The 19,633-nt window shown below is 73.6% G+C and carries 18 protein-coding genes; 9 read left to right on the top strand and 9 right to left on the bottom strand.

Features of this window, described 5'->3' with window-relative positions; all coding sequences use genetic code 11:
- Positions 1–62 precede the first annotated feature (62 nt).
- A complete protein-coding gene (locus ABZ721_RS28550) occupies positions 63–980 on the bottom strand; it encodes a LysR family transcriptional regulator (protein WP_358791606.1) in 918 nt (305 codons plus the stop codon).
- A 73-nt stretch (positions 981–1,053) separates the two neighbouring features.
- On the opposite strand from ABZ721_RS28550, the gene ABZ721_RS28545 reads away from it, so the two are divergent.
- The gene (locus tag ABZ721_RS28545) at positions 1,054–2,046 is read left to right on the top strand and encodes a DMT family transporter (RefSeq protein WP_358791605.1); all 993 of its coding nucleotides are present in this window, start codon (positions 1,054–1,056) and stop codon (positions 2,044–2,046) included.
- On the opposite strand, the gene ABZ721_RS28540 is transcribed toward ABZ721_RS28545, so the two are convergent.
- The gene (locus ABZ721_RS28540; RefSeq protein ID WP_358791604.1) at positions 2,037–3,368 is read right to left on the bottom strand and encodes an aminotransferase class I/II-fold pyridoxal phosphate-dependent enzyme; all 1,332 of its coding nucleotides are present in this window, start codon (positions 3,366–3,368) and stop codon (positions 2,037–2,039) included. The two genes, ABZ721_RS28545 and ABZ721_RS28540, sit on opposite strands and share 10 nt — an antisense overlap.
- A 35-nt stretch (positions 3,369–3,403) precedes the next feature.
- Here ABZ721_RS28540 and ABZ721_RS28535 point away from each other — a divergent pair, with 35 nt between their 5' ends.
- Entirely contained in the window at positions 3,404–4,069 is a 666-nt protein-coding gene (locus ABZ721_RS28535) for a pyridoxamine 5'-phosphate oxidase family protein (protein ID WP_358791603.1), read from the top strand.
- Between the two features lie 10 nt (positions 4,070–4,079).
- Positions 4,080–4,793 carry an FMN-binding negative transcriptional regulator gene (locus ABZ721_RS28530; protein WP_358791602.1) on the top strand — a complete coding sequence of 238 codons (714 nt, stop codon included), beginning with the start codon at positions 4,080–4,082 and terminating at the stop codon, positions 4,791–4,793.
- Here ABZ721_RS28530 and ABZ721_RS28525 read toward each other — a convergent pair.
- The 3 genes from ABZ721_RS28525 to ABZ721_RS28515 form a co-directional block, all read right to left on the bottom strand.
- A complete protein-coding gene (locus ABZ721_RS28525) occupies positions 4,790–5,770 on the bottom strand; it encodes an EamA family transporter (protein WP_358791601.1) in 981 nt (326 codons plus the stop codon). The two genes, ABZ721_RS28530 and ABZ721_RS28525, sit on opposite strands and share 4 nt — an antisense overlap.
- A 348-nt stretch (positions 5,771–6,118) precedes the next feature.
- A complete protein-coding gene (locus tag ABZ721_RS28520) occupies positions 6,119–7,075 on the bottom strand; it encodes an EamA family transporter (protein WP_358791600.1) in 957 nt (318 codons plus the stop codon).
- 65 nt (positions 7,076–7,140) lie between these two features.
- Positions 7,141–7,803, bottom strand: a complete 663-nt coding sequence (locus ABZ721_RS28515; RefSeq protein ID WP_358791599.1) for a pyridoxal 5'-phosphate synthase — start codon at positions 7,801–7,803, stop codon at positions 7,141–7,143.
- A 205-nt stretch (positions 7,804–8,008) separates the two neighbouring features.
- On the opposite strand from ABZ721_RS28515, the gene ABZ721_RS28510 reads away from it, so the two are divergent.
- Positions 8,009–8,437, top strand: coding sequence for an SRPBCC family protein (locus tag ABZ721_RS28510; protein ID WP_358791598.1), 429 nt, complete (start codon positions 8,009–8,011; stop codon positions 8,435–8,437).
- Positions 8,438–8,526: 89 nt separating this feature from the next.
- On the opposite strand, the gene ABZ721_RS28505 is transcribed toward ABZ721_RS28510, so the two are convergent.
- A complete protein-coding gene (locus ABZ721_RS28505; RefSeq protein ID WP_358791597.1) occupies positions 8,527–10,812 on the bottom strand; it encodes a glycoside hydrolase family 3 N-terminal domain-containing protein in 2,286 nt (761 codons plus the stop codon).
- Positions 10,813–10,972: 160 nt separating this feature from the next.
- Here ABZ721_RS28505 and ABZ721_RS28500 point away from each other — a divergent pair, with 160 nt between their 5' ends.
- The gene (locus ABZ721_RS28500) at positions 10,973–11,992 is read left to right on the top strand and encodes a LacI family DNA-binding transcriptional regulator (protein ID WP_358791596.1); all 1,020 of its coding nucleotides are present in this window, start codon (positions 10,973–10,975) and stop codon (positions 11,990–11,992) included.
- A 44-nt stretch (positions 11,993–12,036) separates the two neighbouring features.
- Here the strand turns inward: ABZ721_RS28500 and ABZ721_RS28495 are convergent, their stop codons facing one another.
- Entirely contained in the window at positions 12,037–12,645 is a 609-nt protein-coding gene (locus ABZ721_RS28495) for a PadR family transcriptional regulator (protein WP_358791595.1), read from the bottom strand.
- A 137-nt stretch (positions 12,646–12,782) separates the two neighbouring features.
- On the opposite strand from ABZ721_RS28495, the gene ABZ721_RS28490 reads away from it, so the two are divergent.
- Positions 12,783–13,643, top strand: coding sequence for a PhzF family phenazine biosynthesis protein (locus tag ABZ721_RS28490; protein ID WP_358791594.1), 861 nt, complete (start codon positions 12,783–12,785; stop codon positions 13,641–13,643).
- A 109-nt stretch (positions 13,644–13,752) separates the two neighbouring features.
- On the opposite strand, the gene ABZ721_RS28485 is transcribed toward ABZ721_RS28490, so the two are convergent.
- Complete coding sequence (locus ABZ721_RS28485) at positions 13,753–14,556, bottom strand: type II CAAX endopeptidase family protein (RefSeq protein WP_358791593.1); 804 nt, start codon at positions 14,554–14,556, stop codon at positions 13,753–13,755.
- A 108-nt stretch (positions 14,557–14,664) separates the two neighbouring features.
- Between ABZ721_RS28485 and ABZ721_RS28480 the strand changes: the two genes are divergently transcribed.
- Positions 14,665–16,449: a VWA domain-containing protein gene (locus tag ABZ721_RS28480; RefSeq protein WP_358791592.1), complete on the top strand. Its 1,785-nt coding sequence runs from the start codon at positions 14,665–14,667 to the stop codon at positions 16,447–16,449.
- A 64-nt stretch (positions 16,450–16,513) separates the two neighbouring features.
- Here ABZ721_RS28480 and ABZ721_RS28475 read toward each other — a convergent pair whose 3' ends face one another.
- Positions 16,514–18,007, bottom strand: a complete 1,494-nt coding sequence (locus ABZ721_RS28475; protein ID WP_358791591.1) for a glutamate--cysteine ligase — start codon at positions 18,005–18,007, stop codon at positions 16,514–16,516.
- A 461-nt stretch (positions 18,008–18,468) separates the two neighbouring features.
- Here ABZ721_RS28475 and ABZ721_RS28470 point away from each other — a divergent pair, with 461 nt between their 5' ends.
- Both ABZ721_RS28470 and ABZ721_RS28465 read left to right on the top strand, forming a co-directional pair.
- Positions 18,469–19,053 carry a hypothetical protein gene (locus ABZ721_RS28470; protein ID WP_358791590.1) on the top strand — a complete coding sequence of 195 codons (585 nt, stop codon included), beginning with the start codon at positions 18,469–18,471 and terminating at the stop codon, positions 19,051–19,053.
- Between the two features lie 312 nt (positions 19,054–19,365).
- A complete protein-coding gene (locus ABZ721_RS28465) occupies positions 19,366–19,572 on the top strand; it encodes a DUF5999 family protein (protein WP_250974685.1) in 207 nt (68 codons plus the stop codon).
- Positions 19,573–19,633: the final 61 nt, after the last annotated feature.

The following is a 19,633-nucleotide window of genomic DNA, read 5'->3' as shown; positions in this document are numbered from 1 at the left end:
CTGACCGGGGTCATCCATGCCGCGCCACCAGCCCGCGCCGGAGCCGTACCGCCGCGCGGGCGTCAGGCCGTCTTCGGGGTGAGGGCCGATGTGGCGGCGGACTGCAGGGCTTCCACCGCTGCACGGATGGCCGGGCGGCGGTCGGCGTCCTCGCGCCAGACCGCGTAGACGTGGCGGTGCATGGTGTGGCGGACGGGGACGACGCTCACGCCGCCGGGCACCGGGCCGCGGCCCAGCCGGGGGGCGACCGCGACACCGAGGCCGGCCGCGACCAGGGCGAGCTGGGTGTGGTGTTCCTCGGCCGAGTGCGACAGGCGCGGCTCGATGCCCTTGCCGCGCAGGGTGAACATGAGCCAGTCGTGGCAGAACTCGCCGTCCGGCCAGGAGACCCAGTCGTCGTCCGCGAAGTCCTCCAGCTCGATCTGCTCCCGGCCGGCGAGCGGGTGGTCCGCCGGCATCGCGACGTCGGCGATGTCGTCCAGCAGCGGCGCCTTGGCGAGGCCGGGCGGCAGCGACAGCGGCCGGTTGTACCAGTCCAGGACGACGGCCAGGTCCATGTCACCGCGCACCACCCGGGCCACGGAGTCGGCCGGCTCCATCTCCTGCATGCGGGGACGCAGTTGCGGGTGGTCCCGGCGCAGCGTCGCGAGGGCCGCCGGCAGCAGCCCCCGGGCGGCGGTCGGGAACGCGCCCAGGACGATCTCGCCGACGGCCGCGCCCCGGTGCGCCTCCAGGTCCGAGTGGGCCAGCTCGACCAGTGACAGGATGCGCTCCGCGTGCCCGGCGAGCAGCCGTCCGGCGTCGGTGAGCCGGACCCCGCGGCCGTTCTTGGCCAGCATCTGCTGCCCGGTCTCGCGCTCCAGCTTGGCCATCTGCTGGGAGACGGCCGACGTCGTCACGTGCAGGACGTCGGCGGCGGCGCTGACCGAGCCGTATGTGGCGATGGCCTGCAGGATCCGCAGGCGCTCCAGGTTCAACATGTAAGAGATTCTACGCGTTCCAGCGTACGTAATCTCGCTTGTTCTACGGAGTCACATCGGGCATCGTGGGCCCATGAGCGTTCCCGCCGGTCTCCGGCCTGCCTCCCCCGCCGCCGACCCGATACCGGAGCCGGCACCGGCACCGGCCCTCCGCCGCGTGGTGGACTGGCGGATCCGCTTCGCCCTGCTGGGCCTCATCTGGGGCTTCAGCTTCCTGTTCATCAAGGTCGGCACCGAGGCGTTCGCGCCGCTGCAGGTCACCCTGGGCCGGATGGTCTTCGGCACGGCCGTGCTGGTGGCCACCCTGCTCGTCAAGCGCGACCGGCTGCCGCGCGGCAGGCGCACCTGGCTGCATCTGACGGTCGCCGCCCTGCTGCTCAACGCCCTGCCGTTCTCGCTCTTCGCCTACGCCGAGCTGACCATCCCCTCCACGCTCGCGGGGATCTGCAACGCCACCACCCCGCTGTGGAGCATGGTGGTCTCGGTCGTCGCGCTCTCCGAGGACAAGCCGACGCGGCAGCGGTTCGCCGGTGTCGGCCTCGGCTTCCTCGGCGTGCTGACCGTCCTCGGCGCCTGGCAGGGCTTCTCCGGCCAGGACCCGGCGGGCACCGCCATGGCCCTGATCGCCGCGGCCAGTTACGCGGTCGGCTGGGCGTACGTGCGCCGCACCCTGGCGGCGACCGGCACCTCCAACCTGGCGCTCTCCAGCAGCCAGCTGCTGCTCGGCTCGGCCCAGCTCGCGCTGATCACCCCGTTCTTCACCTCCGTGCCGGAGTCGTTCCCGATCCTGCCCGTGCTGTCCGTCGTCGCGCTCGGCGCCCTCGGCACCGGGATCGCGTTCCTGCTCCAGTACGCCCTGGTCGCCGAGAAGGGGCCGACGATCGCCGTGATGGTGACCTATCTGATCCCGGTCGTCGCGACCGCCGCCGGGGTCCTGCTGCTACACGAGCGGCTGGGCTGGAACGAGCCGGTCGGCGCGGTCGTCGTCCTCGCGGGCGCCGCCCTCACCCAGCTGCGCCCCCGCCGCCCGCGGACCGGCCGCCCCTCCGGGGCGCCTCAGCCGTAGCGCCCGCCGCCCGACGCGCCCACCACCCGTGCGACCGCGTCGGCGAGCGGCACGATGTCGGCGTCGGCGAGGGCGGAGACGGTGAGCCGCACACCCGGCGCGGACGCGAGGCGGAAGCGGGCGCCGGGCGCGGCGGCCCAGCCCGCCTGCAGCAGCCCGGCCACGGCGCCGGTCTCGTCGGGGACCGGCACCCAGACGTTCATGCCGCTGCGCCCGTGGGCGGCGATGCCGCGTTCCGCGAGGGCCCGCACCAGGGCGTCGCGCCGCCGGCCGTAGGAGCGCCCCACCGCCCGCGGGTCGACCGCCCCCGACTCCCACAGGTGCACCACGGCACGCTGCAGCAGGTGGCTGACCCATCCGGCGCCCAGCCGGTAGCGGCCCTGTACGCGGTCGACGGTGACCTTGTCGCCGGTGAAGACCGCCAGCCGCAGGTCCGGGCCGTACGCCTTGGCCGTGGAGCGCACCAGCGCCCAGTGCGTGGTGACGCCCGACAGGCAGTGCAGCGGCAGGTCGACCAGCCCGTGCACGTGGTCGTCGTCCACCACCAGCACCTCCGGGTGGCGCGCCAGCACCTCGCGCAGCTCCCGGGCCCGGTCCGCCGAGATCACCGCCCCGGTCGGGTTCTGGCCGCGGTCGGTGACCACCAGGGCGCGCGCCCCGGCCAGCAGCGCCCGTGCGACGTCCGCGACGACCGGGCCCTGGTCGTCGACCCCGACCGGGACCGCGCGCAGCCCGAGCGCGGGCACCAGGTCCAGCACGCTCCCCCAGCCCGGGTCCTCGACCGCCACGGCGTCACCCGGCCGCAGATGGGCCGAGAGCACGCGCTCGATGGCGTCGAGCGAGCCGGAGGTGAGTCCGACGGGGCCGTCCGGCACGCCGTCGCGGTCGAAGGCCGCGCGGGCGAGCGCGGCCAGCCGCGCGTCGACGGCCGGTCCGCCGTAGAGGGCCGGGCGTTGGGCGTTGTGGGCGACCGCCGCCGCGAACGCGGGCCCGAGCGGCGGCAGCAGCGTCACGTCCGGATTGCCGTCGGAGATGTCCCGCGTGCCCGGCGGCACCTCGATGCGGATCTGGTCGCGCGAGGTGGTGGCGGGCCGCGGGCGCACCCGGCTGCCGCGGCGCCCGGCCGTCTCGATCACCCCGCGGTCGCGCAGCAGCCGGTAGGCGGCGGCCACCGTGTTCGGGTTCACGTCCAGGTCCTGAGCCAGCTCGCGCAGCGGCGGCAGCGCCGCGCCGGGCTTGAGCGCGCCCTCGCCCACCGCCCGCTCGATGTCGGCCGCGATACCCGATGCGCCCCGGCCCATGATTCGATACTCTCCTAGCACAAAGCCGATTATGCACTAGTTCAAAGGATTCCGCCATGGCCGACACCGCCGCCGCCCCCGCCGCTTCGTACGAGGCGACGGAGCGCACCGTCCCCACCCGGATACGGGAGCGCGCCGCCTACGACCGTCAGACCGTGCACGCGATCCTCGACGAGGGCTACCTCTGCCACCTGGGGTTCATCCGCGACGGCGCCCCGGTCGTCCTGCCCACCCTCTACGGCCGGGTCGGCGAGCGGCTCTACGTCCACGGTTCGACCGGATCGCGGCCGCTGCGCGGCGCGAAGGACCCGGGGCTGGCCGTCTGCCTGACCGTCACGCACCTCGACGCCCTCGTGCTGGCGCGGTCCGCGTTCCACCACTCGATGAACTACCGCTCGGTGGTCGTGCACGGGACCGCGTACCAGGTCACGGACCCGGCCGAGCGCGCCGAGGCGCTGGACGCACTGGTCGAGCAGGTGGTGGCCGGCCGCGCGGACGACTCGCGCCGGGCCAACGCCAAGGAGCTGGCCGCGACCACCGTGATCCGGCTCGACCTGCTGGAGGTATCGGCGAAGGTGCGCACCGGCGGCCCGAACGACGAGCCGGAGGACGCCGGCCTGCCGTACTGGACCGGGATCGTGCCGGTGTCGAAGACGTACGGCACGCCCGTTCCGGCCGACGACCTCGACCCGGCCGTCACCCTGCCCGCCTACCTCGCCTGAGGGGCCCGGCATGCTGATCCACCCCTGGGACGCGGCGCGGGACGACGCCGAGTGGCAGACCTGGCTGGCCGCGCACGACTTCGGCCAGCTGGCCGTCAACGGCCTGCCGGGCGAGCCGCCGCATGTGCAGCCGCTGCACTTCGCCTACGACGCCGGGCGCAACGAGGTGTTCACCCACCTCGCCCGCCCCAACCCGCTGTGGTCCGCCCTGGAGGCGAACCCGCGGGTGACGCTGAGCGTCGTCGACGACTACACGTTCATCCCCGGCCCCTGGCACGCGCCCGAGGGCGCGCCCGCCGAGCACGGCACCCCGACGAGCTTCTACGCCGCCGTCCAACTGCTGTGCACGGCGCACGTCATCGACGACGAGGAGCAGAAGGCCGCCGTGCTGCACCGCCAGCTCGCGCACTTCCAGCCGGCCGGCGACTACGCGCGCGTCGCGCCCGGCCAGGCCCCGTTCGGCCGGATGCTGCCCGGGATCCGCGGCATCCGGCTGGAGGTGGCCGAGGTCCGCGCGAAGTTCAAGTACGGCGGCAACAAGCCCCGGCAGATGCAGCAGCGGGACGCCGAGCGCCTCGCGGAGCGGGCCGCCCCGCACGACGCGGCGGCCCGCGCCCACCAGCTGCGCCGGCTGGCGGCCGACGCGGCTGGTGGGATCGGCGCGGCCGGTGGGATCGGCGCGGCGGACGCGGCCGGAGCGGCCGGCGCCACCGGCGGGGTCTAACTCGTGCCGGCCGCCGCCGCCCGGCGGCCGGCCGAGGCCAGCCGGGCCTCCTCCAGGCCCAGCCCCGTCACGGCGCCGAGCAGGATGACGGTGCCCAGGACGGTCGCCCCGGTCAGCTGCTCGCCGAGGACGGCGACGGCCAGCACCGCCGCGGAGACCGGTTCGATCAGCGCGACGACGGAGACCGTCGCCGACCGGACCACCGCGGCGCCCGCGAAGTACAGCCCGTAGGCGAGCGCCGTCGGCACGGACGCCAGGTAGACCAGCAGCCACGCGGTGCGGACCGGCTCCGCGCCGCTCGGCCACAGCCCTTCCGCCAGGGCGAGCGGGAGCAGGACCGCTGCGCACACCGCGAAGGACCACAGGGAGGTCGTGAACGGGTCGCCGCCGTCGCCGTCGCGGCCCATCCAGCGGGTCAGCAGGGTGATGGCGGCGTAACCGGTCGCGGACAGCAGCGCGAGGGCGACCCCGGCCGGGGCGGCGGAAGCGCCGCCGTTGCCCAGGACGAGCACCGCGAGCCCGGCCAGCGCGCCGCAGACCGCCACCGCGCCGCCGCGGCCGAGCCGTTCGCCCATGGTCAGCCGGGCGACGACGGCGATGATGACCGGCCCCGCGCCCAGGGTGACGACGGTGGCGACGGCCAGTCCCGTCAGGTGGACGGCGCCGAAGTAGGCGGCCTGGAAGACCGTCAGGCCGATCCCGGTGGCCAGGACCCGCGGCACCGCGCGCCGCCGGGGCTCCTTGCGGACAGCGGGACGGTCGGCGCCGCGCCGGTGGCGGACCAGCCGGACGATCAGCAGCAGCGCGAACCCGCCGGCGGCGCGCCAGAAGGTCAGGGCGAGGGGGCCGAGGCCGCTGCTCGCGAAGAGCAGGGCGGCGGCGCCGCCCGCGGTCCCCCAGGCGGTGGCGGCGAAGGTGACGTAGAGCAGGCCCCGTCCGACGGACGGGGCAGGGGTGTGGCCATGGACAGACGGCACGAGTGTTCTCCCGCGGAGGACTTGAGGTGGTCGCGTGGTCCCGTGTGCGGGCAGCCGCGACCTGCTCGGGTACGGGCCCGAGCCGAGGTCGTCCGAGGGGTGGCAGCCCGCTTAGGCGGCGGGCGGCGGCAGAACGGTGAGGTGCATGATCCGCAGCCTACGAGGCGCGGGCGCGGTGCGACAAGCCGGTTCCGAGGGGCGGGATCCGGGCGTCGCGCGCTCCGCGGACGGCCGGCGCGTCCTCGGACCGGGCCGGACGCCGGACCAGGCCGGACGCCGGACCGGGCCGGACCACGGGTCACACCACGTCACAGCGGGTCGGACCACGCCGGATCAGGTCGGACCACGTCAGACCAGGTCGGGTTGCGGCAGCGGCTCGACCACCGGGGCGCTGCCGCCGCTGCGGGTGGTGGTCTGGGCGACGAACGCGCCCGCCAGCACCAGCGTCCCGCCGATGATCTGCGGCACGCCCAGGTGCTCGCCGAGCAGGATCCAGGCGAACACGGTCCCCACGACCGCCTCCAGGCACGCGACCACCCCGGCGACCTGCGGGGTCAGCTTGCGTACGGCCAGCACCCCGGTCAGGTAGGCGACCACCGTCGCCACCAGGACGATCCAGCCGACGAGCAGCACCGCGGGCACCTGCTTGTCGCCGAGCGCGGCCTGCCGGCCCAGCACCTCCCAGGCCATCCCCCACGGCCGCGCGACCACCGTCATCACCGCGGCGCCGATCAGCAGGCCGAAGGCGATGACGCCGATCGGGTCGGGGGCGTCCTCGCCCTCCGAGCCGTGGTCGGCCAGGACGAAGTAGCTGACCTGGCAGCAGGCCGCGCCGAAGGCGAGCAGCAGGCCGAAGGCGTCGAAGGCCAGCCCCGCCCACACCTCGACCACCGCGGCCATGCCGCCGACCGCCAGCACCACCCCGATCGCCGCCGCGCGGCTCACCGGGCGGCGCTGCACGAAGCGCACCCAGCCCAGCAGCAGGGCGGGCCCGAGGAACTCGACGAGGATCGCGACGCCCACCGGGATCCGGGATATCGCGGCGAAGTAGAACGTCTGCACGCCCGCGATGGCCAGCAGGCCGAAGCCGGCCAGCAGCCCGGGGCGCTGCCGCAGCAGGGCGCGGTGGCGCAGCGCGACCGGCAGCATGATGAGCGCCGCTCCCATCACCCGCAGCCAGACCACGTCGAGGGGGTCGAGACCCGCCTCGATCAACGGCTTCGCCGCCACCCCCGAACCACCGAACGCGAACGCCGACGCCAGGGCGAGCCCCAGCCCCGCGTTCCTCCCCACAGACGCATGCATCGGGCCATGATGTCAGCTCGCGACAGGGCTCTCGTCCAGTTAGCGGCTGACATCCGTCATCCCGCTCACGGCCAGAGCAGTCCGCGCCGCCACTCCCCGCCCTGCCGAACGTAGTGCAGCCGCACATGGAAGGCGCCTTCGCCGCCCTGGAAGAACTCCATCTCGTCGGCCCGCAACCGGTAGACGGTGTGGCCGGCGGGAACGGCCCGGGGGTCGGCCGCCACCACGTCCGCGGCCCGCCGCCGCTCCGCGTCGTACGTCTCGGCGTCGGTCAGCGGGGCGCTCATCCGGCCGGTGAACCCCGCGATCCGGGAGGCCTCGCGGCGCCTGAGGAAGTCCTCGCGCGCCACGTCGGCGTCCAGCACCTCGACGGCGCCGGCGGCGCGGATCTGCCGGCCCTGGAGCGGCCAGTACCAGCTCAGCGCGGCGTGCGGGTTCGCGGCGAGGTCGTGCCCCTTGTGGCTGCCCGCGGCGGACGCGAAGACGAACGTGCACGCGTCGGCGCCGAGGCCGCGCAGCATCAGGACCCGTGCGGAGGGGCGCCCCTCGCGGTCGGCGGTGCTGAGCGTCATGACGTGGGGCTCGGGCACTCCGTCGTCCACCGCCTCGTCCAGCCAGCGGGCGAACTGGCGCCCGGGGGCGGGGTCCGCGCCGTCCGGGTCGAACGGCGGCAGGGGCCCGGCCAGCACCGGCACGGCGCGCAACCGGTCCGGCAGTTCCTCGTCCATGTCTCCTCCTGATGGCTCGCGCGACCCCCGTGGCTCCGATCTTCGTCCCTCGGGGGCGCCCGCGGCGGCATTCAGCGCGCACAACATCCTGACGGTCCGTCAGTTCTGATGCCTCATCAGTATTGAATGTTGGGGCGGCTGCGGCTACGTTCCGCGACACCGCCGCTGCGCGCGAGCCGCAGCGCTTCGCACAAGGAGTGATCGCATGGCCGAAGTCTCCGCACAGGCGCGCATCGCGGCCCCGGCCGAGAAGGTCTGGAGGCAGCTGACCGACTTCGCGTCCTACGGCCAGTGGAGCGCCACCCACACCAGCTTCCCGAACGGAGGCCCGTCGCCGCTGGCGGCCGGTGCCACCTACCAGGAGAACATGAAGATGATGGGCTTCCCGGCCGAGGTCAACTGGACCATCGAGGCCCTGGAGCCCGAGCGGGTGCTGGCCATCGCGGGCAAGGGCCCGATGGGCGTCAACCTCAGCATGCGCTACGCCCTGGTCCCCGACGGCGACGCCACCGAGGTGCGGATCGACAGCAGCTTCGCCGGCGCCGCCGTCGCCATGATGGCGGGCAAGCTCAAGGACTCGGCGACCGCCGCCCTCAACGAGTCGCTGCGCAAGCTGGCCGGCCTCGTCGAATAGCCGCACGCTCCCCCTGGAACGGGTCCGGGCACGAGTGCGGGGCGGCGGCCGGGACTGTCGCCCCGGTCCGCCGCCCCGCCCCGGCCGGTTCAGCGCACGGTCACCGCCGCGCTCTTGTCACCCGCCGAGAAGGTGTACGCGCCGCGCTCGACCCGCTGCGCGCCCGCGCCGTCCAGGTCGCCCGGCGTCACCGCCAGGGTCCCCGGCAGCACCCGCAGCCGCACCGTACGGGTCTCCCCCGCCGCCAGGTGCACCTTGGTGAAGGCGACCAGCCGGGTCGCCGGCGTCAGCACGTCGCTGGTGGGCCGTGACACGTACACCGGCACCACCAGGTCGCCCGCCTTGCCGCCGGTGTTGGAGACGGTCACCTGGAGCCCGACCGCGTCGCCGGCCCGTACCGCCGCCTTGTCGGCCGTGATCGCGCCGAAGGCGTACGAGGTGTACGAGAGCCCGGCGCCGAACGGGTAGGCCGCGTCGTACGAGGACTCCGGGCCGCCGTTGGTGCCCGGCAGCTGCTGGTAGTACAGCGGCTCGTTGCCCAGGTGCTTCGGCCACGAGACCGGCAGCCGGCCGCTGGGGTTGACCGCGCCGAACAGCACGTCGGCCACGCCGTGCCCGCCCTCGCTGCCCGGCAGCCAGGACATCAGCAGCCCCTGGGTGCCGTCCGCGTCGCCGAGCACGAGCGGCCGGCCCGCGACGACGACGGTGACGACCGGCTTGCCCGCCGCCTTCAGCGCCTTCACCAGCGCCTGCTGGTCCGCCGAGATCTCCGGCCGCGGGCTGTCCGCCGCTCCCTCGGCCGCGGCCTTCTCACCGATGACCACGACGGTCAGATCGGCGTCCTTCGCCTGCGCCACCGCGTCGTCGGCGGTCGTGGCCCGCACCACCTCGGTGCCCGCGGGCGCCGCCTCCTTGATGCCCGCCAGCACGGTCGTGCCCGGTAGCCGCACGCCCTCGGGGACGCCCTGCCAGCCGATGGTCCAGCCGCCCACCTGGTCGTTGATGTCGTCGGCGTAGGAACCCGCGACGACGATCTTCTTCGCCGACGGCGGGATCGGCAGCACCCCGCCCTCGTTGCGCAGCAGCACCTGCGACTCGGCGGCCGCCTTGCGCGCCAGGTCCTTGTCCACGCCCAGCACCGCGGCGTCGGCCTTGGAGGCGTCGACGTAGGGGTGCTCGAACAGGCCCAGCTCGAACTTCATCCGCAGGATCCGGCCCGCCGACTCGTCGATGCGCTTGACCGACACCAGGCCGCGGTCGACCGCGGTCTTCAGGCCGGTGCTCCACTCCTTGGCGAAGTACGGCTCCATGGCCATGTCCAGGCCGGCGTTGACCGCGAGCGCGATCGCCTCGGGGTAGTCGGCGGCGAGCTTGTACTTCGTCTGCAGCGCCCGGACGTCCTCCCAGTCGCTGACGGTGACGCCCTTGAAGCCCCACTGCTGGCGCAGCACCTTGGTCAGCAGGTACTTCGAGGAGGTCGCGGGGACGCCGTTGATGGCACCCGAGTTGATCATCACCGTCTTCGCGCCGGCCTGCAGGGCCTGCTTGTACGACGGCAGCAGGGTGTCCTGGAGGTAGCGCATGGAGACGTCGGCGGGCACCCGGTCGTGGCCGTTGGCCGGCTCGGAGTAGCCGCCGAAGTGCTTGACGCTGGCGACGACGTGCTTGGCGCCGTTCGCCGACTCGATGCCGGTGACGCTCGCGGCGGCCAGCGTGCCGGCCAGCAGCGGGTCCTCGGCGAAGGTCTCGTAGTAGCGGCCCCAGCGCTGGTCGCGGGCGAGGTCCGCGACGGGCGCGAAGTTCCAGTCGATGCCGGTGGCGGCGACCGAGCGCGCCGTGGAGGCGCCCGCCGCCCGCACGGTGGCCGGGTCCCAGGTGGCGCCCAGGCCGATCTGGTGCGGGAAGACGGTGGCGCCGAGCACGTTGTTGTGGCCGTGCACGGCGTCCACCCCGTAGAGCACCGGGATGTGCAGCCGCGTGTTGTCGACGGCGTACTTCTGCACGGCGTTGACCATCTTCGCCCACTCGGCGGGCGTGTTGACCGCGGGCCCCATGCCGCCGCCGGAGAGGATCGAGCCGGCCGCGTAGTCGCCCAGCACCGACTTCAGGCACGTCTCGTTGAGGGCGCCGCCGCTCCACTCGCAGTCGCCCTGGACCCGGGCGACCGCGATCTGGTCCATCTGCCCGATCTTCTCCGCCAGCGTCATCCGCTTCAGGAGGTCCTTGACGCGCAGATCGATCGGCGCCCGGGCGTCGGTGTAGCCCACCGGGCTCTTGGCGGGGGCCGGCACCGCGCCGACCGCGGCGACGCAGGCCGCGGCGGTGGCCAGGGTGACCAGGGCTCTGAAGCGTGATCTGGGTGACTTCATCGTCATCGCGCGTGGCATCGCAGCATCCCGTTCCTGTCGGGCCCCGTACACGGAGCCGCATCACGTAAACGTTTCCGGTGCGCCGGAAGTCTGTCCCCGCCATGACACATCGTCAAGACTGTGTGCAGCACACACCCTCACCACTCCAGGAACAGGTGCAATCGCCGTGAACATCCGCGAACTGGCCCTCCGCAGCGGCGTGTCGACCGCTACGGTCTCCCGCGCGCTCAACGACCGCGCCGAGGTGAGCGAGGCGACGCGCGACCGCATCCGGCGGCTGGCCAGCGAACTCGGGTACGCCCCGAACGAACCCGCCCGCACCCTGGTGCGGCGCCGCTCCGACACCATCGGCCTGGTCTGGGACACCGGCTACGAGACCCTCGGCTTCCAGCACCCCTTCCTGCAGGGGCTGCTGAGTTCGGTGCGCAACGCGCTCTCCGAGGCCGACTACCACCTGATGCTGCTGACGACCTCGGGTCCCGACGACGCCGACACCACCTACCTGCAGGCGGTGCGGCGCCACAACCTCGAGGGCGTGGTCGTGCTCGGCACCCCCGCCGACAACCGCGCCCTGCGGGCGCTGGCCGCCTCCGACGTCCCGTGCTCCGGGATCGACGTCGCGCTCAGCGGCCCCCGCACGGTCCGGGTCACCTCGGACAACGCCGCCGGCGCGGCCACGGCGGTGGAGCACCTGTTCGCGCAGGGGCACCGCCGGATAGCCACCGTCACCGGCCCGCTGCACCTGCCGCCGGCCGCCCAGCGGCTGGCGGGCTTCCGCCAGACGTGCGCCCGGCTCGGGCTGGACGTCCCGCCGGAGTACGTGGTCACCGGGGACTTCTTCCTCAACAGCGGCGAGGAGGCGGTCCGCACCCTGCTCGCCGCACAGCGGCCGCCCACCGCGGTCTTCGCGGCCGGCGACCAGATGGCGATCGGCGCCCTGCACGCGGCGGCCGCCGCCGGGCTGTCGGTCCCCGACGACCTCGCGATCGTCGGCTTCGACGACATCGACGCCGCCACGCTGGTCCGCCCCGCCCTGACGACCGTCGCCCAGGACCGGCACGCGCTGGGCTCGGCGGCCGTCAAGGCGCTGCGCGGCCTGCTCGACGCGGACCCGTCGGAGCCGGCCGAGCCGTGGATCGTGCCGACCCGCCTCGTCGTCCGCGCGTCGAGCCGGCCCGGGGCGTAGCGCCCCGGGCCGGCTCGTCACCGCTCTTCTTCACGGCTCCGCTCTCAGTCCTCCTCGGCGAGGATGAGGTAGAGCTTCTTACGGGCGTCGTTGACCACGACCAGCGCCTTCTCGCGCTGGTCGGGCGTGCCGGTGGACCAGACCTGCTTGAAGGCCTCGACGAGCCCGCCGCCGGCCTTCCGGATCTCGTTCATGGCATCCCAGTCGACGCCCCGGCCGGCCTCTTCCCACGGGGCCTCGGGCCCCGCCTCGGATTCGGTCCGGCCCGCGTCGGTGAGCGTGAACAGCTTCTTGCCGCCCTCGCTCGCGCTGGTGATCAGGCCTTCGTCCTCCAGCAACTGCAGCGTCGGGTACACCGAGCCGGGGCTCGGCTTCCACGCGCCGCCGCTGCGCTCGGCGATCTCCTGGATCATCTCGTAGCCGTGCATCGGCCGGTCCTTGAGCAGCGCCAGGATCGACGCGCGGACGTCGCCGCGCCTCGCCCGGCCGCGTGGCCCGCCTCGCCCGCGCCCGCCGGGGCCGCCGCCGAAGGGGCCACCCCCGAAGGGCGGCCCGAACGGCCCGAAGGCCCCTCGTCGCTGTTCTCCCCGCTCTCCCCAGCCATGGTGGCCGGGTCCGCGGTGGTGCTCGTGGTCATGTCCTTGGGAACGCATGGTTACGCTCCTTCCATCGTTGATCGGTCGCGATGCTTCAACGATATATCGGAAGCGTTCGTTCAGCAACCCTCCCCGGGCCACCTCCCCTCGATTGGCTCTGGCCCGCACGTCTGCCCGCCGCCTACCGTCGCCCCATGCGGATCCGAATCGTCGACGCGTTCACCGACCGGCCCTTCGCCGGCAATCCGGCCGGGGTGCTGCTCCTGGACGGCGCCGCGTTCCCCGACGCGGGCTGGATGCAGCAGGTCGCCTCCGAGGTCAACCTCTCCGAGACCGCCTTCGCGCACCGCCTCGAAGGCGGCACGGCGGACCGTGCGGACGGGGCGGACGAGATGGGCGGGGCGGACGCCGACTGGGCGCTGCGCTGGTTCACCCCGGCGACCGAGGTCGCGATGTGCGGGCACGCCACGCTCGCCACCGCGCACGTGCTGTTCTCCACGGGAGCCGCCACGTCGCAGGTGCGCTTCGCCACCCGCAGCGGCGTCCTGGGCGTGCGGCCGGCCGCGGGCGGCGCGCTCACCATGGACTTCCCGACCGCCCCGCTCACCGCCACCACCCCGCCGGCCGCCGTGGCGCGCGCGCTGGGCGCCGTGCCGCTGACCGGGTACGACACCGGCCCGGACGTAGGCGACCTGCTGGTCGAGCTGGCGGACGAGGCGACCGTGCGCGCCCTCACCCCGGACTTCGCCGCCCTCGCGGCGCTCGGACCGCGCGGGATCATCGCCACCGCCGCGGCCGAGGACCCGTCCCGCGGCTACGACTTCGTCTCGCGCGGGTTCTTCCCGGCCGTCGGCATCGACGAGGACCCGGTCACCGGCAGCGCCCACACCGCCCTGGCCCCGTTCTGGTCCGCCCGGCTCGGCCGCACGGAGCTGACCGGCCTGCAGGCCTCCGCCCGCACCGGCCTCGTCCGCACCGAGCTGCGCGGCGACCGGGTCCGGCTCACCGGCACGGCGGTGACCGTCCTCGACGGCGAGCTGCACGCGGCGCCGTGACCGCGACCGTCCGCACCGCGGCGCACTCCCCACCGCGGGCTCGACGGCGGGCTCGACGGCGGGCTCGACGGCGGGCTCGGCCGTGCTCGCAGCCGCGAGCCGCGCCTGCTCAGCCCGTCGGCAGCCAGCCGACCCTGCCGGCCAGCAGCGCGTAGCCGACGAAGGCCACCGTGTCGATCAGGGCGTGCGCGGCGACGAGCGGGCCGACCCGGCCCCAGCGGCGGTAGAGCAGGACGAACAGCACGCCCATCACCATGTTGCCGACCATGCCGCCGACGCCCTGGTACAGGTGGTACGAGCCGCGCAGCACCGCGCTCGCCGCCAGCGCGGCGGCCGGGGACCAGCCCAACTGGCCCAGCCTGCGCAGCAGGTAGCCGACGACGATCACCTCCTCCAGCACCGCGTTCTGCACGGCGGAGGCGATCAGGACCGGGATCTTCCACCACACGTCGGGCAGCGACTCCGGCACCACCGTGAGGTTGAAGCCGGCCGCGCGCACGCCGAGGTAGAACAGCAGCCCCGTGCCGCCGACGGCCGCCGCGATCAGCGTGCCGCGCCCCAGGTCGCGGCGGGGTTCGGTCAGGTCGAAGCCGATGGAGCGTATGCCCACCCGCTCCCGCGCCAGCAGGTGCGCGACCAGGGCGACGGGAACCAGCGCGGTGGCGATGCCGAACAGCTGCCAGGCCAGGTCGAGCCAGGGCCGGCCGGGCGCCTGCGACCCCACGAGGGTGGCCGCCTGGTCTTTCAGCGCACCGGGCCGGGTCAGCGACCCGACGAAGCTGATGAGCGCGCCGACGCCGCTGGCTCCGAGGGACAGGGCCAGGACGAGCAGCGCCTCGCTGCGCAGGGTCCGCCGGGCGAGCCCGGCCTCGTCCTGCGCCCCGTATGACTCTGTGTGCACCCCAACCTCCATTTACGTCATCCCGCCTCGGTGCCGTTCCCGCTTGGCTAGGGTCTCGAAAAAAGATACGAAGATCGCGCGCGACAGGCCGGAGCCCCCCTCAGGAGAGACGCAGCAGCCATGGGACGTCACCGCATTCCAGATGATCCCCGGGAGGCCGGCGGAGCGCCGCGCCCACGGGTACGCCGCCGCACGATAGCGGTCGCCACCACCTTCGTACTGGCGCTGGGCGCCGGTACCTTCGTCGTGCTGCGCAGCGGTCCGCTGAGCGGCAACTGCGGGCAGGGTGTGGTCAAGATCGGCGTCGCCGCCTCGCCCGACATCGCTCCCGCGCTCACCACCATCGCCCGGCAGGCCAGGACCACCGGCGTACGGACCGACGGGCGCTGCCTCGACGTCGCCGTGACCGCCCGCGCCTCGGCCGACGTGGCGGACGCCCTCGGCAAGGCCCCGGCCGATCCGGGCTTCCAGGTCTGGATCCCGGACTCCAGCGTGTGGCTCGACCAGGTGACCCTGGGCGGCCGCGGCACCCCGCTCACCTCGATGACCAGCATCGCCCGCTCCCCCGTCGTCGTCGGCACGCTCGAGACCCAGGCCAAGGGCCTGGGCTGGCCCTCCAAGGCGTACACCTGGGCCGATTTGACCACGGCCGCCGGGGAGAAGAGCAACTTCCGGCTCGGCACCGCGGATCCCGCGCGCAGCGCGACCGGGCTGCTGGGGTTCACGATGATCACGCAGTCGATCGGCCGCAGGGGCGGAGACGTGGACACCGAGTCGGCCGCCGCGGCGAAGATGCTCGCGCAGTACACCGCCCCGGGCGACGCGCAGATCGTGGCCACGCTGCCCAAGGACAGCAGCACCGCCGAACTGGCCAACCCGCAGCGCAACCAGGCGCTGGTGATCTCGGAGCAGGCCGCGTTCGTCCGCAACACCGCGGGCGACGGTGGCCCCGGGCTGAAGCTGTTCTATCCCAAGGACGGCTCCGTCGACCTGGACTACCCCTTCGCGGCGCTGGACAACGACACGCTCTCCACCGACCAGTCCCGGGCGGTGTCGCGCTTCATGTCACTGCTGGGCAGCGACGAGAGCCTGCGGCTGCTGTCCGGCCGCGGCTTCCGGCCGCCGACCGGACCCGCCGACCCGGCGCTGGTGCGCGGCGCCGGCGGCGAGGCGCCGCAGCCGGTCGGCGCGGAGCCGGTCCCCGCTCCCACCGGGCAGGACCTGCAGCAGCTGCGCGTCATGTGGCAGATCACCGTGCAGAGCGCGCGGATCACCACGGTCGTCGACGTCTCCGGGTCGATGGCCGCGCCGGTCCCCGGCGCCGAGGGCAGGACCCGGCTGGACGTCACCAAGGGGTCGCTGCTGCAGGCGCTGACGCAGTTCACGCCCGAGGACGAGGTGGGGCTGTGGCGGTTCTCCACCCGGCTCGACGGCTCCCGCGACTACCAGAAGGTCGTCGAGACGGCGCGGCTGGGCGTGCGCACCGCCCAGGGCGGCACCCAGCGGGACCGGCTGACCGCCGCGTTCGGCGCGCTGCAGCCGGTCGAGGGCGGCGCGACCGGCCTCTACGACACCGCGCTGGCGGTGTACGAGGACGCCCGCAGGACGTTCGCGGCGGGCAAGTTCAACACGGTCGTCGTCCTCACCGACGGCGCGAACGAGGACCCGGGAAGCATCTCGCTCGACGCCGTGACCACCAGGCTCAAGGCGCTCGGCAACCCCGCCCGTCCCGTCCCGCTCATCGTCATCGCCGTGGGCCCGGACGCCGACAAGGCGGCGTGCGACCGGCTCGCCCGGGCCACCGGCGGGGCGGCGTACCGGGTGACCGACCCGGCGCAGATCCAGGCGGTGCTGTTCAAGGCGGTGGTGGCGGCCGCGGCGAGCGCGGCGGCCGCCACGAGCTGAGGCGGCGAGCTGACGCGGCGGAGGACGGCGACGCCCTCCGCCGCCAGGGGCGCGCCGGCCCCGGTCAGCTCACCGGCCAGGTGTGCACCGGCTCGCCGGAGTGCATCAGCTCGCTGTAGCGCAGCGTCATCGCGACGAGCGCGGCCCGCCGGTCCAGGCCGCGCTCCATCGCCCGGTGGAACACCGTGGACTGCCACTCGGCGCCGTTGGTGCGCAGCCGGCAGCGGGCCTCGATGATGCCGAGGTAGTGGTCGCGGTCGGCGGGCTCGATGCCCCAGGCGTCGAGCCCGGCCGACGCCAGCGGCAGCAGCTCCTCCAGCACCAGTTCGGTGGCGGGCAGCTCCATCAGCCCGCCGCCCCGGCCCGGCCGCGGCCAGTGCATGACGGCGCCGATCCCGTGCCGGCAGGCGGCGTCGAAGTTCGCCGCGGCGGCGCCGAACGGCAGCCGCTGCCAGACCTGGCGGGGCGCCTCCGCGAGCGCCCGCACCAGCCCGTAGTAGAACGCCGTGTTGGCGATGACGTCGACGACGGTGGGCCCCGCGGGCAGCACCCGGTTCTCCACCCGCAGGTGCGGGACACCGTCCACCACTCCGTACACCGGGCGGTTCCAGCGGTACACGGTGCCGTTCTGCAGGGTGAGTTCCTTCAGCTGCGGAACGGTCCCCGCGTCGAGGGCCGCCAGCGGGTCCTCGTCGTCGCAGATCGGCAGCAGCGGGGGGAAGTAGCGCAGGTTCTCCTCGAACAGGTCGTACACCGAGTCGATCCAGCGCTCCCCGAACCATGTGAGCGGGCGTACGCCCTGGGCGCGCAGCTCCTGCGAGCGGGTGTCGGTGGCCTGCTGGAACAGCGGGGGCCTGGTCTCGCGCCACAGCTCCCGGCCGAACAGGAACGGCGAGTTGGCGCCCACCGCGACCTGCGGCCCGCTCAGCGCCTGCGCCGCGTTCCAGACCGCCGCGAACCGCCCGGGCGTCACCTGCAGGTGCATCTGCATCGACGTGCAGGCCGCCTCGGGGGCGATGGAACCCGAGGTGTAGAGCAGGTGCTCCACCCCCGAGATGTCCAGGGTGATGTCCTCGCCGCGGGCGGCCAGGATCCGGTCGTTGAGCAGCGTGTACCGGTCCGCGCGGGACAGGTTCGCCCCCACCAGGTCCTGGGCGCTGAGCGTCGGCAGAATACCCACCATGACGATGTGCGCGCCGACTTCGCGGGCCTTGCGGTCCGCGTATCCCAACCCGATGCGCAGCTCTTCCGCGAGCCGGTCGAGCACCCGCCCGGAAAGATGGTGCGGGGCGATGTTCACTTCGATATTGAACTGCGCCAGCTCGGTCTGGAAATCAGTGCTGGCGATGCGCTCGAGCACCTCTTCATTCATCATCACCGGCAGACCAGCAGAATCCGCGAGATTCAACTCCAGCTCGAGCCCCATGAGATTCCGCGGACGGTCGAACTTCTTCTCGTCCAGGAGCCTCTCCAGACCCATGAGACACTGGCGCAGCTTCATCCGGTAACGCTGCCGGTCGAACAGGTCGACCCCGGTGGCTACAACTTTCTCCCCCATCGGAGCGTCCCTCCTCGAGTGGGCCGTGTGACGATGATGCCCACCCCATAAGATCGATAACGGTCCGGCGGGGCCGCGCGGAAGCTAAGCTGCCGGATAGACACTCGGGCACATTCCCCCGGCATGGTCGAACTAACCTGTGACGGGGGTACCCCTCGTGACAAACACCGACGAGATCCAGCCGTCCGCAGCGGCAGGGAATGTGCAGTTCGCGGGAGCGCGCTCCGGCGCAAATGCGGAGGAAATATCTGGCGAGGAAGGCCTATTACCTTCTTGCCCGCAATGCCGGCGACAGCTAGCCGAAACATCCCGTGAACACGGGTCGTATAAACTTCGCCCACAAGGCAGAGACTCCGCGATCCACCGGACGTGCCTGCGCAGGAACCCCCTCACCGCTCCGCCGACAGTGACGTCCGGACCCCGCTCGCATCACCGTGTCTCCGACTGAGAGGCAACCCATCATGCCGCTGCACGTACCCCCCGTACCCGCGCCCGCACTTCGGAGTGTCCTCGCCGCCCTCAGTTCGCCCACCGCCGTTCTTGAGGCGCGTACGCCGGCGCTGCGCTCGGCCGAGGGACCCCTCATCCCCGAGCACCCCCTGCCCGTCCACGTCTTCGAGCCGGCCGCGGGCCGCGGCCTGCCGCAGGCCCGGCTGACGGGCTGGCGTTTCCACGTCCGCGCCGGCGACCGGGTGGCGGCGGCGGGCGAGACCGTGCGCACCCCCGACGGCTGGGCGTTCTCGCACTTCTCCGAGGGCCCCTACCTGGCCTCCACCGAACGCGCCCTGCGCCAGGCGGAAGCCCTGTCGACCGCCTACCAGCCGCATCTGCTGTCCGTGCCGGGGCTGTACATGCTGGCGCTGTGGCTGCACAGCGACATCTCGGCGGAGGCGGGCTCCGCCCAGCCCGCCACGGCCGACCTGCTGGTGCCGCTCGCGCCGGCGCCGCCCGGCATCGCCGCCCACCGGCTGCACCGGCTGACCGACCTGGTGCCGGTCCTCACTCCCCGCCTGGCCCCCGAACCCCTGCTGAGGTCTGCCGTCTGACGCGTCGTCCGACGGCCCTCGACGCCCCCGTGCCCCCTGGGCCACGGGGGCGTCGTCCTGTACACACCGTGACGGCCTGACCCGAACAGGTCATGCCGACCACCCGAAAAGACACGGGCTGTGAGGGCAACCGCCCGGTCGGGTGACGCGTCCTGACCTATCAAGGACAGCTCGAGCGAAATCCCTGCGGATTCCGCGTCGTGGAGCAACACTGGGATCGACCGAAGAACGGGGGCGGTTATGAACCAGGCATCACCGGTATCCAGCCGAACGAGCCGTACGACTCCTCTACCGCAGCGAAAGACACCTTCCATGTGCCAGCACCAGCCGCAGTGCCCCACCGCCGAGTGTTCCGACCGGGAGGCCGCGCTCATCGTGGCCCACCACCCGGAGCAGGGCTGGAGCCTGCTGTGCAACGGCGTCCTGCTCTTCGAGGACACCGGCGAGCTGCTGCCCGACGGGCAGATCATCGCTCCGCACCGGCCGCTGGGTACCGAGCAGATCGCCACGGCAGCCTGAAACCACCGGACCCCGCCGACATCGACGGGGCCCGGACAGGATCACCGGCTGTTCGGGGGCA

It is taken from the genome of Streptomyces sp. NPDC006733, assembly GCF_040636125.1.
Lineage (GTDB): Bacteria > Actinomycetota > Actinomycetes > Streptomycetales > Streptomycetaceae > Actinacidiphila.
This window is presented reverse-complemented; position numbering and strand designations above follow the sequence as displayed.

Coding starts and splice junctions, on each gene's coding strand:
- ABZ721_RS28490 (WP_358791594.1), top strand. CDS start 12,783: ATGCGGATCCGAATCGTCGACGCGTTCACCGACCGGCCCTTCGCCGGC.
- ABZ721_RS28515 (WP_358791599.1), bottom strand. CDS start 7,803: ATGGACGAGGAACTGCCGGACCGGTTGCGCGCCGTGCCGGTGCTGGCC.
- ABZ721_RS28475 (WP_358791591.1), bottom strand. CDS start 18,007: ATGGGGGAGAAAGTTGTAGCCACCGGGGTCGACCTGTTCGACCGGCAG.
- ABZ721_RS28510 (WP_358791598.1), top strand. CDS start 8,009: ATGGCCGAAGTCTCCGCACAGGCGCGCATCGCGGCCCCGGCCGAGAAG.
- ABZ721_RS28530 (WP_358791602.1), top strand. CDS start 4,080: ATGCTGATCCACCCCTGGGACGCGGCGCGGGACGACGCCGAGTGGCAG.
- ABZ721_RS28535 (WP_358791603.1), top strand. CDS start 3,404: ATGGCCGACACCGCCGCCGCCCCCGCCGCTTCGTACGAGGCGACGGAG.
- ABZ721_RS28520 (WP_358791600.1), bottom strand. CDS start 7,075: ATGCATGCGTCTGTGGGGAGGAACGCGGGGCTGGGGCTCGCCCTGGCG.
- ABZ721_RS28545 (WP_358791605.1), top strand. CDS start 1,054: ATGAGCGTTCCCGCCGGTCTCCGGCCTGCCTCCCCCGCCGCCGACCCG.
- ABZ721_RS28550 (WP_358791606.1), bottom strand. CDS start 980: ATGTTGAACCTGGAGCGCCTGCGGATCCTGCAGGCCATCGCCACATAC.
- ABZ721_RS28470 (WP_358791590.1), top strand. CDS start 18,469: ATGCCGCTGCACGTACCCCCCGTACCCGCGCCCGCACTTCGGAGTGTC.
- ABZ721_RS28465 (WP_250974685.1), top strand. CDS start 19,366: ATGTGCCAGCACCAGCCGCAGTGCCCCACCGCCGAGTGTTCCGACCGG.
- ABZ721_RS28480 (WP_358791592.1), top strand. CDS start 14,665: ATGGGACGTCACCGCATTCCAGATGATCCCCGGGAGGCCGGCGGAGCG.
- ABZ721_RS28505 (WP_358791597.1), bottom strand. CDS start 10,812: ATGACGATGAAGTCACCCAGATCACGCTTCAGAGCCCTGGTCACCCTG.
- ABZ721_RS28495 (WP_358791595.1), bottom strand. CDS start 12,645: ATGCGTTCCCAAGGACATGACCACGAGCACCACCGCGGACCCGGCCAC.
- ABZ721_RS28485 (WP_358791593.1), bottom strand. CDS start 14,556: ATGGAGGTTGGGGTGCACACAGAGTCATACGGGGCGCAGGACGAGGCC.